This window comes from Pseudomonas corrugata, from assembly GCF_050920615.1.
GTDB classification, from domain to species: Bacteria; Pseudomonadota; Gammaproteobacteria; order Pseudomonadales; family Pseudomonadaceae; genus Aquipseudomonas; species Aquipseudomonas corrugata.
The window spans coordinates 1,122,913-1,135,727 of record NZ_CP130434.1 but is presented as its reverse complement, the minus strand read 5'-3'; the positions used below and the strand labels follow the sequence as shown (position 1 = coordinate 1,135,727).

Annotated in this window: 14 protein-coding genes; all 14 read right to left on the bottom strand. The window is 60.9% G+C overall.

Annotated elements, in window-relative coordinates; genetic code table 11:
- Positions 1-2 precede the first annotated feature (2 nt).
- Positions 3-1,427 (bottom strand): hypothetical protein, encoded by a 1,425-nt coding sequence (locus tag QZH45_RS04955; RefSeq protein WP_432783635.1) that lies wholly within the window; start codon positions 1,425-1,427, stop codon positions 3-5.
- Complete coding sequence (locus QZH45_RS04950) at positions 1,427-1,579, bottom strand: hypothetical protein (RefSeq protein ID WP_155766204.1); 153 nt, start codon at positions 1,577-1,579, stop codon at positions 1,427-1,429. Before QZH45_RS04950 ends, QZH45_RS04955 begins: the two co-directional genes overlap by 1 nt.
- A 1,196-nt stretch (positions 1,580-2,775) precedes the next feature.
- Positions 2,776-3,375 (bottom strand): YmfQ family protein, encoded by a 600-nt coding sequence (locus tag QZH45_RS04945; protein WP_069018445.1) that lies wholly within the window; start codon positions 3,373-3,375, stop codon positions 2,776-2,778.
- Positions 3,366-4,403 carry a baseplate J/gp47 family protein gene (locus QZH45_RS04940; protein ID WP_069018444.1) on the bottom strand — a complete coding sequence of 346 codons (1,038 nt, stop codon included), beginning with the start codon at positions 4,401-4,403 and terminating at the stop codon, positions 3,366-3,368. Before QZH45_RS04940 ends, QZH45_RS04945 begins: the two co-directional genes overlap by 10 nt.
- Positions 4,393-4,791 carry a phage GP46 family protein gene (locus tag QZH45_RS04935; RefSeq protein ID WP_069018443.1) on the bottom strand — a complete coding sequence of 133 codons (399 nt, stop codon included), beginning with the start codon at positions 4,789-4,791 and terminating at the stop codon, positions 4,393-4,395. Before QZH45_RS04935 ends, QZH45_RS04940 begins: the two co-directional genes overlap by 11 nt.
- Positions 4,791-5,297 (bottom strand): phage baseplate assembly protein V, encoded by a 507-nt coding sequence (locus tag QZH45_RS04930; protein WP_069018442.1) that lies wholly within the window; start codon positions 5,295-5,297, stop codon positions 4,791-4,793. The genes QZH45_RS04935 and QZH45_RS04930 overlap by 1 nt, the downstream gene beginning before the upstream one ends.
- Complete coding sequence (locus QZH45_RS04925; RefSeq protein WP_069018441.1) at positions 5,294-6,409, bottom strand: phage baseplate assembly protein; 1,116 nt, start codon at positions 6,407-6,409, stop codon at positions 5,294-5,296. Before QZH45_RS04925 ends, QZH45_RS04930 begins: the two co-directional genes overlap by 4 nt.
- A 3-nt stretch (positions 6,410-6,412) precedes the next feature.
- Positions 6,413-7,669, bottom strand: coding sequence for a DNA circularization protein (locus QZH45_RS04920; protein WP_069018440.1), 1,257 nt, complete (start codon positions 7,667-7,669; stop codon positions 6,413-6,415).
- A 3-nt stretch (positions 7,670-7,672) separates the two neighbouring features.
- Positions 7,673-9,688 (bottom strand): phage tail tape measure protein, encoded by a 2,016-nt coding sequence (locus QZH45_RS04915; protein WP_069018439.1) that lies wholly within the window; start codon positions 9,686-9,688, stop codon positions 7,673-7,675.
- Positions 9,689-9,818: 130 nt separating this feature from the next.
- The gene (locus QZH45_RS04910) at positions 9,819-10,115 is read right to left on the bottom strand and encodes a phage tail assembly protein (RefSeq protein WP_047702032.1); all 297 of its coding nucleotides are present in this window, start codon (positions 10,113-10,115) and stop codon (positions 9,819-9,821) included.
- Positions 10,112-10,459: a phage tail tube protein gene (locus tag QZH45_RS04905; RefSeq protein ID WP_069018438.1), complete on the bottom strand. Its 348-nt coding sequence runs from the start codon at positions 10,457-10,459 to the stop codon at positions 10,112-10,114. Before QZH45_RS04905 ends, QZH45_RS04910 begins: the two co-directional genes overlap by 4 nt.
- Before the next feature lie 60 nt (positions 10,460-10,519).
- Positions 10,520-12,016 (bottom strand): phage tail sheath subtilisin-like domain-containing protein, encoded by a 1,497-nt coding sequence (locus QZH45_RS04900; RefSeq protein WP_069018437.1) that lies wholly within the window; start codon positions 12,014-12,016, stop codon positions 10,520-10,522.
- The gene (locus QZH45_RS04895; protein WP_069018436.1) at positions 12,016-12,222 is read right to left on the bottom strand and encodes a DUF2635 domain-containing protein; all 207 of its coding nucleotides are present in this window, start codon (positions 12,220-12,222) and stop codon (positions 12,016-12,018) included. Before QZH45_RS04895 ends, QZH45_RS04900 begins: the two co-directional genes overlap by 1 nt.
- Positions 12,219-12,809, bottom strand: a complete 591-nt coding sequence (locus tag QZH45_RS04890) for a phage tail terminator protein (RefSeq protein ID WP_069018435.1) — start codon at positions 12,807-12,809, stop codon at positions 12,219-12,221. The genes QZH45_RS04895 and QZH45_RS04890 overlap by 4 nt, the downstream gene beginning before the upstream one ends.
- Between the last annotated feature and the right edge of the window lie 6 nt (positions 12,810-12,815).

Here is a 12,815-nt window from a genome sequence, read left to right as displayed (position 1 = left end):
GATCAGGCGGGTTTAACGATTACGATTGCTCGACCATCTTCTGCCATCGAAATTACCCGACCGACGGCGGCGCGATACTGCTCGAAACTTGGGGCGCTGACCGCGCTGCCTATGATCCTGTTCCCATCGGCGGTCGGAACAATGTAGTCGCCTGGCTTAGCGCCAATCACATTGACCGGAACGCGACCGGCAAACGCCATGCGGTCGTACTGCGCAATCTCGGACGGGTCGAAATCATCCCCGCCAACATAGGCCGGCGCCGTCGACTTCACAATGAACGAAATCGCTTCCGCCCACTTGTCAGTGAGCAAGCCGCCAGCGTCGATCCCTACGACCTGTCCGGCTTCGATATCGCCGCAGGCATCGCTCTTGCGCATGTATTCCGCATAGTCGGCACCACTGGCGTTCACAGTCCCCGCAGCATTTATGGAGCGACCGGTGGTCGTGTCCTTGCCCATGCGAAGGATTCCGTCAGAAGCAAGCGTCATGGCCGACTTGAACGTGATCGCTGCACCAGCCGAGCCAGAGACAGCGACAAGCCAGGCGTGCGAGCCGTCGGTCATTTGATACGCCGAAGCGCCGCCAGTCATGCCGCGCTTGTAAGCCGTGTCGTAGTAGGCGTTGCTGGTCAGCGTCAGCTCAGCATCTGAAACGTGTCCACGGATCGCGCAGCCCGACACTCCACCCAGCTCAACAACTCGGTAATTAGAGTGCCAGGGCGCAACCGCCTTGCCCACGCCAACCGAACCATTCACATAAAGTGACCCGGCATCCAACTCCATCATGTGCTTTCGCGTGGTGCTGCCCTTAGGCGTCACCTCCCACTGGAAGCGGATCCCGTGGGCGCCCGCTGTCCAGTTCTCGGTGGCCGCCACCTGGAATGCGGCAGCGCTTTGGGATAGGCCGGTCCCATCATGCCCACGGTAGCCAGTGGACATCAAGAACGTACCGGAACCGATGGCGCTTGGCGCCGCCTGGGTACCGAAGTATCGGCAAAAATGAACGTTGTTGCCGTAGCTGGAGGCGCCGTAGCTGTTGATCCGAACGCATTGCTTGCCGGTGTTGTTGTTGTTCACCTCGAGCAAATGGTATGGATCGCCCGAGATCGGATTGGAGTTGAAGCCAGAGCTTCCCACCAATGCTGTAACGCCCGATGCGCTTCCAGTCGGCTGCGTTTCCGGGTCGGTGATGGTTTCCAAGGGCAACGCCGCCAACTTGGCCCGAGCATCCTCGGTGAAATCGTTTGCGGACAAGCCCATGCCGAGCACTTTATCGACCTTTGCCGCAAGTTGATCGGCTATATCGACAGGAATTTCTGATCCGCCTTCCGCTGGGGGAGCCGTTTCCTCAAGAGCGGTAACGCGCTCTTGAATATCACCCAGGATTTGTATGCGTATTGCTTCAAATACCTCTGAGTCTGAAGCCATCACTGAGCCTCCTCTTCTGCGGAATTATCCGCCAAATAGGATTTTGTTTCGGCATCAGTCATTTTTCGCAAGCCGGCGCATAACCCTTCGTCAACTTGTTCATATGAGAATTCAAACACCTCTCCTTCTTTTGATTCGAATAAATAGCGCATTTTATTCTCCTTATGTTCTAAGTTCAGACCAGCCTACCAGGCTTCCAAGGCCAGTAAGGTTAAGGCGATAGGTAGACCCGGACGGTATCGTGAAGGTCAGACTAAATACGTTTATCGTAGAGGATGAACTAATTGTATGTACCTGTACTCCATCAATCAAAAAAGTCGATGAATTAGCGCCGCCTGAACTCGTCCCTCGCATGACTACTACTTCAATTGCCCTTCCTGAGCTATTTGTGTACGTAGTATTTGCTGCCCGACTAGCAGTTAGGTCCTGCCATGCTTGTCCGAGAGTTCCAACAGGGGCGCTTGCTAAAATTGCTGCACTAAGACCCTGAGGAGTAACGCATAATGTCGGGCTTGTTCCTGTAACCGACTCTGCGCTTGTCGCAAGCTCGACAATACCTTGAGTAGAGGTAGTGGCCTGGCCTGGAGTGATGGTAGCCCAAGCGCGCCAAGCACCAGTGCCAAACACTGTAGTCCTGCTCCACAGCACTCCAGAAGAGTCAGCAAGGATCTGCGTACGGCCTTGGGAACTGTTGCGCTCCAAATGCAACAATGTTCCGAGCAATCCTGGCGAAGGCAGAGTTCCGCCAGTCCCTGCCGACACGGTGTAAACACCTGATGCGGCGATGGTGTCTACGTTTGCAGCATCAGGACCTATTCCACCGAGACCAAAGTCGCCAATCCGCGCAAGTCTTCCAGTCGTGGAGTCAAGCGCTGAAGTTGTCGCGATAGACGCTAGTCCAGCTGGGGTCACGGCCCTTAGGGCGTCTGTTCCGGTTTGAGTTTCAGCGGCCGTAGCGAGCTCAACAATCCCAGCACGCGTCTGAGTGGCGGTACGGGATGCGAGCCCCGCTGGCGTTACTGCACGCTGGGCGTCCGTCCCGGTTTGAGTTTCTGCATCAGTCGCCAGCTCAACAAGCCCTTTGACCGTAGTAGAAGCGTCCGGCGGCGACACTGGAATTGCAGCTGTAATCTTCGCGTTGATGGCCGCCAGTAGCTGGGCATTGTTGTCCTCGTCCGGGGTCAAGCTCGCGGACTCAATGACGTTCAACAGTTCTTCAGTGACTGCGTTGCCCCATTGAGCAGGAATCAACGAACCAGGTGTCCCTGCGACCTGGTCTTCATCTACAAATTTCCCATCGACCAGCCCAACGCTCGGTGTGCTTTTCGGAAAGTCCACGCTTCATCCCTCAGTTGTAATTGATTTGCACGGTCGTGTGCGCAGGCGCTGCGCGCCGGATCTGGCACTCGAGCGGATTCCCGGGGTTCACCCCGAACCGCTCACCCCAATAGCTCGCGCCAAAGCGCCGACCCTGCCGCTGGCGACCTCCCGTGTTCAGGGTCCACATGAACTGAGCGTTCCAGGTACCGAACCGCGCCACGCCAAAACGAGAACGCCCCATACGGGGCGCTCGATGTTCTGTGATGGTCGCATCGGGGTAGCCTTGGCCGACCGCGATGTCGATGAAGTAGGACAGGCTCTGGCCGCCGACCTCGATCAACCGACGGCGCACCGCCAGGCGCCTGTCTTCAAAGGCGGGGTTAAGGCCAAGGCATGGATCTGGCAAGCCCATGATGGCTTCCCAGTCAGGTACCAGTTCACTGACGCCGGCGGGGTCCATCTCGTTCAGGAGGTCAACGGCGCGAGCATCGAGCCGAGCAAACTCCAACGACACGCCGGATAGAATCAACGCGACTTCCGGGACCCGCTCAGGATCCCAGGCGGGACCGGACGGCAACAGGCCGCTCAGTTGTTGCCGATACTGATCGGCTGTTCGGGCTACAGCCATGTGATACCCCCAAAGGTCAGCAGCTCATTGGTGCCGGCCGGCACATCGGCGGTCGGTGTAACCAGGTCGTGGTCCGTTTCACCCGCCGAACCGCTGATGGCCTGGGCAATGTGCGTGAGCAGCAAGGTTTCGCCCAGGCCCGCTTCGCGGTCGTGCAAATCGATCAATTGAGCCTGGATCGCGGCGCGCACCGCGGTGGTGTCCGGGACCGGGTGAATGCTGTAGTTCACGGGCACCTCCACCGGGGCCAGAACGTACAGCTCGGCGGTCACCGGGCGCAGCGGTTCAATGTAGGCTTTCACCTCTGCCAGTTGCGCCGGGTTCGGCACCGGTTCGGCATCGCCATCGCGCATGACGAACAAACCAACGGTGCCTGGGCCAAGGTAGCTACCGCGGCACCAGGCCCGCGTGACGCCGGGAACCTCAAGCGCCCAGGTTTCATAATCGGCAGCGGACCCACCATGTGGCACTAGACGGTACGAACGAATCACCCGGGCGCGAAGCGACTCAATACTCTCCTGAGCGATGCCCCCCGTCAGCCCAGGCGCCAGCACGGTAAAGTTGTTGGTCACACCAGCGACTGGCTGCACCAGGGTCAGTTGCAAACCTGCATCAGCGTTGCCGAGCGTGCCGGCGTCCACCGCCTCCACCGCCCCGGTATTGAGCCCTGCAACTGTGGTGACGTTGGCGGTCATCCGGTAAGTTCGTCCGTCCCTGGCCTGCAGCACGGTTTCGGCATCCACTACAGCACCGGCCACCGCCACAAAGGACACGGCGCCAGACGCAGGTTGTGCCGGGTTTCTTGGCTGAGACAGCCGCAGCAGCGCGATTCGCTCCAGCGTTTCTTCATCTGCCCGGTCGGGCAGGATCTGCTCGGCAATCCAGTCCAGATAGCCGTACAGGCCGTAGGCGGTGCCGGCCAGTGTTCTGGCCAGCACCTGGGCATCAGAACGGCGCAGCGTATCGCTGGCCAGGTCGCTCTGGGTACGGTCGACCAGCACCGGCAGCGAAGGCGTTTCAAACGGCATAGATCACCTGCCATGAAGGGGTGGGTGGGATTTCCAGGCGACTGCCGTCCGGGATGGTCAGGACCACGCTGAGGTTCAACCGATTGGTGTCTGCCCGGGTGCTGCTGATGGCGATGTCCAGGACCTGCCCGTCATCGATCAACCACCGAAGGGCCTCATCTGCATAGAACTCGGCATCCCGCTGGGTGGCGTCGGTCAACTTGACCCGGCGCAGCAACCACAGACGCGAACCAATGCGGTCATCGGCGATCGCCGGATAGCTGTCACCCCACCAGCCGTACAGTTCATCGTCGTCTACCGGATCGTCTGTTTCCGCCCGGCGCCAGGTGTACAGGCTGATGATCACAGCACGAATCAGCGCCGACTCTACGGCGCTTTGAGTACTCATCAACCACCTGCCGCAGGCGCGCCGCTTTGGCCGGTGCCCGGTTGCGTATTGGTGTGGACGTGATTGATCTGGCTGATGCCGCCCGCCACCTGGTCGCCCTGGGACACGATCTGCCCCGTCTGGGTGACGGTTGGCGTTTCGAAGTTCACCGAGACGGACGCCTTGATATTCAGCGTCCCGGTCTCGATGTCGATGATTCGGCCGCGCTTGAAGTGGATCCGGTCGCCCTCGTCGGTGTAGATCGCCACTTCACCAGGCTGCATGGCCTGGATGCGGTACCGGCGATCAGCGGCGACCAGCACCACCGCATGGGACCGGTCGCCACCGATGAAGGCGGTCAGTACCTCGGCGCCCGCCAGCGGGTTGCTGGTGAAGCCATAGGCCTCGAAGTGCTCGGCGTTGTCCTTCAACTCGCCGGCGGTCAATCGCATCTGCAGGGACTGCATTTTCTTCAGGGCGTCCACGAGCACCACGGTGCCGCGGGCCAGCATATTTTTCACGGTCATTGTTTGGGCTCGTAATCGGCAGGAATCAGGTATTCGAAGTTGTCGGCCTTGCCGCCCTTCTTCAACTTGCGGTTCTTGTGCGGGTCCTGTGGCTCCGGCTCGAAGCCGTCGGGCGGCCCCACCTCAAGCTTGGTGATCATGCCCTGTTCCGTCAGGGTGTAGGTGACGCGGGCAATGAGCATCACCCGGTCAAATCCAATGATCGGATCGATCACCCGCACCAGGGTGTTGTGCTTCCACAACGCGCCGTTGGTTTGTCGCCAGCCCTGGACGGTGTAGGTGGTCGACAGCGCCTTGCCCATGCGGGTACCGCGCTCCCAGTTGGCCCGGGCCTGGGCAAGCTCAGCGGTCAGTTGGCCAGACTCCTGAATGATCAGCACCCGCTTGCGGGTCGTCCGATCGTCGGTGAGCACCGCCGACACTTCGGCAGCCGCCTCGCCGAACTCATCGTCCGTTCCACTCTTTTGCCCGAGCACCCGGTATTCGGAAAACACTCCGGAGAAATCCAGCGGCGCGCCGCCGGTGAGGATGTTCTTGCCAACTTCCAAATGGTCGAAGGCACGGCCCTCGCTGCCAGGGCGCGCTAGCACGGCCATGCCCCGGGCATCATCGGTAGAGAACACACGAAACAAAGTCAACAACCGGTCGATGGACTCGAACGCCGTTTCGCCCGGCTCGATCGTATGGTCTGACAGCTTCGCCCCTTCGGGGATCTCGCTACGCACGCTGATCCCGTAGGGCGCAGCCAGCGCCTTGACGATCGTCAGCACACTCTGGTTGTTCCACTGGCCCGGCTGGTTCACCGCGGCGCAATCCACAAGATCCTCCGTCAGCGAACGACCGCTGATGGTGGTTGTGATCTGGTCGTGGGTATAGTCAATCGGCGTTTTGTCCACCCAGCCGGTGAGCACCAAGTCATCACCAATACGAAGCTGGCACTTGGCGCCCTGGCGAATGGGCACCGACACGTCCTGGCCGGGCCACTTCCAGGTAATGCTGAGGGAGAACGAACGGGCCTGATCCTCCAAACCGGCGGTGATTTCCACCGACTTCCAACCGGAGTAGTCCAAACCGTCAACGGTGAGGCTGACAGTGTTTTGATCTTCGGCCATGGGTTACCTCTGGGCTATTTTGATCGGCACCGCCGGGATGAAGCCCGGGTGCCGGATCCTGTTGCGCTGGACCACCTCGGTCGAGCGCGTGGCATCACCAAAGCGCCGGTACGCCAGCACCAGCGCCGACATGGTTTCCGGCGGCGTGATGTCCACCAGCCTGACGCCGGACTCGGCCACGGCCGTGAGGTGCTTAACCAGGGCCTGACGCAACGTGTTCAGCACCACGTAATGGGCCGGATCGGCCTTGAGCGAGGCCTGATAGATGGCCTCATCCAAACCATCGCGCAGCTCGATCACATCGTCAGCGACTGGAACCTCAGGGCGCACCACAGTCAATACCGCCTGCTGCTCAACCGCCGGGGTCGAGCTTGTGGCCACGGGCTGCGATGCGATCGGCATTTCGCTGATGATCAGCGCGACCTGGACCAACAGCGCGTCCTGCACCAAGTTGGCGGTGGCCTGTGATGCCGCCACTGAGTCGACACCGCCCACCTGCGGGACGGTATTGATGCTGGTCACCGCCTCCGCTTGCTGGGTAGCCGTGGCTATCGCGTTTCGGTAGCTGTTGCTGGTGTCTGAGAAAGCACTGTCCTGCAGCGAAAAATCCCTGAAGTAACTGGAAAACAACGACGACAGCGAGTCCGGAGCGTTCATCAGCGACTGCACGAAGCCCGACAGGTTGGTGAACACGCCAACGAATGGTGCGAACTGCTGCTGGATCACCACGTAGACGTTCGACAGGCTGTTGCGCAACCGGAGCAGGCCAAGCCGGGCCTGATCGACTTTCGCCATGGCCGCCTTATAACGGGTCAGGGCCGAGTCCAGCAGACTGTCGGAGGCCTTCACCACTTGCTGCTGACTGTTGACCTTGGCGGTCGGAAAGGTCAGTGGCTTGTCCGGATAAAACGTCAGTTCCAGGCTCACCATGCCGCCGGAGGTCAGCTCGTGGGACAACTTGCAATCGCCCACCTTGACCTGCATGCGCCCAAGCCAAGGATGGACCAGCTCTCCCGGTCCAGGCTTTTGCAGCGCCTCGGTCAGCTTGTCACGCCGCTCGAAGCAATCGTCGCCAATCACCCAAGCCGTCATCGTGTGGACCTGGGCCTGTTTGCCGAGCTGCTCAAAGAACGGCTCATCCCGCTGAGGGTATTCGTGAAGCTGCCCCTTGAGCCCGACCGGTACCGACGTTTGAGGGATCAGAAAGCTGATCCCGCGGAACGACGCCGGCAGCAGGTCATCGCGCCATGTGCGATCCATGTACTACCCCTTCATGACGCCGACGGTACGGGTACCGACGTTTGGTTTGATGTTCAGCCCAGGCTGGTTGGTTTTCGGACGTTCGATGGTGGTGCCCGGTGGGGCGCCGTTCAGGTTGATGTTGAGTTCACCGTTGAGCTTCTGCGCGTTGTTGGCGGCCGTCTGCTGCAACAGCTGGTTGTTGTTGATGCCGAAGGCCTGGTTGTTCATCGCCTGGCGTGCCTGGGCGGACTGAGCAGCATCAGACAGCAGCAGCTCACCGGTGCCACCGCCGGCGCCGGCGTTGCGCTTCTGCTGGGCCTCAGTGAAGGCGTTCACTTTGTTGGTTGCGGTTTGGATGATCCCTTCGCCGCCCTCCCCGCCGCCGAACCACTGCATGATCGGCTCGATGATCGGCCTGAGCTTTTCCCACAGCTGCTTGAACCAGGCCGTGATCGGTTCCCAGTTATTGACGATCATGCCCAGTGGCGACCAGTCGAACATGGTCTTCAGGAAGTCCATGGCCGGGGTAGATAGCGCCACCAGCAGGTTCCACAGTGCGGCGAACAGGTCCGTGAGCGGGCCCCAGTTATCCGTGATCAAGGATATCGGTGCCCAGTTTGCGAAGGACTTGAACAACTCCCAGGCCTTGAGCACGGGCCCCCGGATAACTTCCCAAATTTTCTGAAAGAACGGCGCCACGGTGGACCAGTTGGCAATCAGCAACCCTGCCGCCAGGGCAATGCCCTGCACAACGAGCCCAACGACAGACTTTTTCGTCACGCCGTCGAACAGCTTCATGGCCCACATGCCCGCGGTAACAGCCACCCTCAACACGCCATAGGCAAGGGCGGCGCCCAACACGCCCTTGATCAGGCCAGGGTGCTCGGCCGCCAGCGATGCCAGCTTGGAAACCAGCGGACCTACCAGGGTCATGACGTCGTTGAATGGAGGTAGCAATGCACTGCCCACCTCCACGCCCAGCCGCGTGACCTTGTTGGTCAGCAGCTGCATAGCGTTCGCTGTGGTCTTGGAGCGCGCGGAGAATTCAGCCTCCATCGAACCAGCAAACTTGCCCTTCGTGCCGACAGCATCGAAGCTCGACTTCAGCAAATCCAGATTCGTGAGCAGCGGCGCGATTGCCGCAACGGATTCGGTTCCGAACAGCTCAGTCAACAGTCCGGCCTGCTTGGCCGGGTCGACCTTCGCAATGCGCCCCAACACATCTTCTATGGTGCCCTGAGCATCCTTCTGCATGCTCTTGGCCAGCTGTTTCACGTCCAGGCGCAGAGATTTGAAGGCCTTGGCCTGCTGCTTCGTCGCCGAGCCACCCTTGGTCAGCGCCAGCATGAAGTTTTTCATACCCGTGGCGGCCACTTCGCTGGGCACCCCAACACCGGCCAGGGTGGCACCCATGGCCGCAATCTGCCCCGATGCCAACCCGGCAATAGCGCCGAGCGGGCCGATGCGGGTCACGATGTCAGAAATTTGCGCCGCCGATGACGGACCCACGTTGCTGAGGTAGTTGATCTTGTCCGCCAGCGCCACGACTTCAGGCTGGGTCAGTTTGAAGGACGTCCGCCACTTCGCCATCATGTCGCCCGATTGTTCGGCGGTCTGGTCGAAAGCGATGCCCATCTTTACGGCGTCTTCGGCGAACCGCTTGAGCTCGCCGGCGGCGAAGCCGGCCTGGCCACCGGCCGCAACAATTGCGGCGATGCCATTGGCAGCCATCGGCAGGCGCTCAGACATGTCCAGGACATCCTGCCCCATCTGCTGGAACTGTTGCGGGGTATCGAATGTGACAACTTTCCTCACGTCGGCCATGGCCGTTTCGAATTCCATCGCAGCTTTTGCGCCGGCAATGAATGGTGCGGCAAACGCACCGCCCTGAATCAGATCCTTGAAGCCGATGTTGCCGAGGCCGGAGCTGTTCATCTGCTTGCGGAAACCCGCAACATTTTTGCGGATCCCGGCGAGCGTCGGCGACAGCTTGTCGACGCCGGTGATCAACGCCTTGAGCTGGAACTTGTCCGCCATCACTGCACCTGCTGGGCTGCGTTAATTCGTTGGGCGTGCTCCAGGGATTCGCGGAGCACATCCAATGGCCTGGCCATCATCTGTTCGGGGTCAACCTTCCAGAACCAGGCCAGGTCGTAAGCGGCTGCAATCAGGTCGCCGATGGCTGCGACGCCGCACTCATGAAAAAACTTGCGACGGCCCAGCTCAGTGCGTTGAGGTCGGCCAGGTCCAACTGGTTGACCGACGACGGCGGGATGGCGGCGCAGACCGCGATGTACTTGGCCGCGACGTCCATATCCAGGCTGACTTCTTCGTTTTTGTCGATCTTGTACGGCAGGGCCTTGATCGTCCGGACTTCCTGCACCGTTGGCCTGCGCAAGGTGAGCTCGGTCACCGGCTCGCCATGAGCCTCGATCGCAACCTGAAGTTTCTGTACATGACTCATTGCCAGCTCCCTTTGATGCCGTCGAATTGCAGTTCAATGGTGCCGTCGTCACCTTTCGCCGAAGGCTCATCAACCAGGTATGCCCCGGCCAGCACGTAGACCGAACCGTTGCTGAACTCACAGGTAATGGTCATGTCACGGCCGTTGGTGAGGGCCTTGATCGGGAAGTTCGGCGTGTGGATCGCCGTCATCTTCAGGTAAGGCGTCAGTTTTTCTTCCTTGTAGAAGCCCGGGTAAACCGTCTCCCGCTTTCTGTCCATCAGTGGGGCTTCCGCGCCGCCGGTGATGGTCAGCTGCTCGCCGTCCACCTTGACGTAAACCGTGCCTGCTACTTTTTGACCCATGGTCTGTATCTCCAGAATGAAAAAGCCCGCGCTAGGCGGGCTGGGTGTCGTGGGTCGGAATTACGCCGCCTCGTCGTACTGCAGGCGGAACTGGTTGAGCAACGCAAAGATACGCAACCCGTTGATGTAGTCAGGCGGGAACAGCACGTTGACCCGGCTCGGGTCCTGCGTGTCACGCTCCACCACCAGGTGCTGCGCGAACAGCTCGCCGTTCTCCACATGACCTTCCAGCTCGAGCTTGGCGTATTGCGCGATCAGCTCGCCACGGATGACCGCAGGCGTCACGATCGGCTGACCATCACCGAAACGGGTACCGTCGCTGGCCAACTTGTGTCGGCCGTACTTGCTGGTGATCACGCTGCGCATCCGGCGGATGATGAACGCCGACTGGTGCATGGTCTCGCTGTCCAGGTAGGAGTTATCCGCCTGGCCGTAAGCGTTCTTCTGGTAGGTCGTGACCGAGCGCTGGATGCGCACATACCCGCCCTCGTAGTAGGCCGTGGCCAGGCCATAGGTCAGCAGCGATTGCCGCTCAGTCAGGGTGAACCGCTCGCTGGCCGGTGCCGGGTCCAGGCCCGGCAGGCTGCCGCTTTGGGTAGGCCGGCTCGCATCCGCCGAGATGAATACCGCCGTGCGGGCGGCCAGGGCAGCGGCCTGCACCCACACCGGCTGGGGCACACCGGCCTCGACGGCCTGGATCGTGACGTGCTGATCGTTGCGCGCTTGGCCGGCGGCCACCAGGGTGCCGAGGGTGCCGCGCTTGGCACTATAGACATGGCCGAACAACTGCTTGGCCCAGGACCAACGACCGGTGTTGTCGTCCATTACATCCTTCCAGGCGTCCAGGCTGGTGGTATCCGACCAGGGCATGCACAGGAATTCGAAAGGCTCATCGCCCAACGCAGCGGTGGCATCGATCTGGTCCGGCACGCCGACGCCGCCGGTCATTGCGGTGGCGACCACGGTCAGCCCGGCCGGCGTCATTTCGCCATTGGACTTGCCCAGGCGATTCATGAGGATGCTGATATCGTTGCCGCTTTCGCCGGTCCATTTGCAGGTCAGCGTGACAACGCCGGCAACGGCAGCAGCGGTGACGGGCAAGTCGGGCGTGGCGTTGATCTTCACAGCCAGCGCAGCCGCCGCCACCGTAGGGGTAGCGCCAGAGGTGACAACAGATTGCACACGGACACCGCCGACGTACAGGTTCAGCAGGCCCGCCTCTGTGGCCGTACCGGTGATGGTGATCGTCGAAGTTGCCACCACGCCGGTATCGTCCTGCAACGGAAGGCACCAGATTTCGCCAATCGGGTCGACCTTGCGCCAGGTGTCGTACATCGCGGCAAGCATGGAGCCCTGGCCACCAAGGCTCTTTGCCAGCGCAACGCTGGACACCAGCACCAGCTGGCCGATGCTTTCGCTGGTGGCATCGTCGTTGACCTGGGCGACAATCAGGCGGCGCATGGCCGACGAGGCGCTGTTGGCCGCCGAGTTATCCATCTCCGCGTAAAACAGCGGCACCCGGATATCGGCCGGGATGTTGCTGAATCCGATAGCCATTATTGCGCCTCCTCAGCTTTCGCCGGCGCGCCGGCTTTGGTGGATGTGGCCTTTTCGGCTTTCAGCGTTACGTCGCCATCAGCCAGACGGCGTCGCCACCAGGCGTTGTCGGGAACTTCCCGGCCTTCCGATGGCAACAGGTCAGCGGCCTCCGGGTCGGGCACAGAACGGCCAGAGGCCGGCACCACAGTGATGCGATTGGTCATGGTGTTACGTCTCCAGTGAAATGTGCTTCGATGCGCCCGTCCGGGCCGGGTCGTTGCAGGTTGGGGTCTGCCGGGTCGATGCAGTCCATATTGAAGTTTGCGCCGGTGAAGCCCGGCAGGCCGTCGAGCGTGACTTCTTGCCAGGTCTCTGGCGGATCGGTCGGCAGGTTTCGGCCGAGCTGGAATTCCGAGAAGAAGGTGAACTGATATACGACCCGGGCGCGGCTTATGTGCAGCAGCGCGCCCTTGCCGTACTCGATGGGGGTGTACTCTGGGCCAGGCTCCCAGCCAATCAGAGCGCGCCACAGCTCGGCGCGGATATCGTGTAGCAGGTCGTTATCCTCCTGTCCGCGCTCGTCTGAGGCATCCAGCACGATCACCACGTTGAACTGGTCGGTGATGTTCTGCAGGACCCTGTTCTGCGCTTTACTCGGATCCGCCGCGTCGGCGGTGGCGATGACATAGGCGGCCGGCAAAGCGAGCTTGGCGCTGTCGACAACGGCATCCCAGTCGATGCCACCGGATACACGGCCAGCAAAGGTCGGGCACGTCTGCCGCAGTTGGGCAACGATTGGGTTCAGTTTCATGCGTGG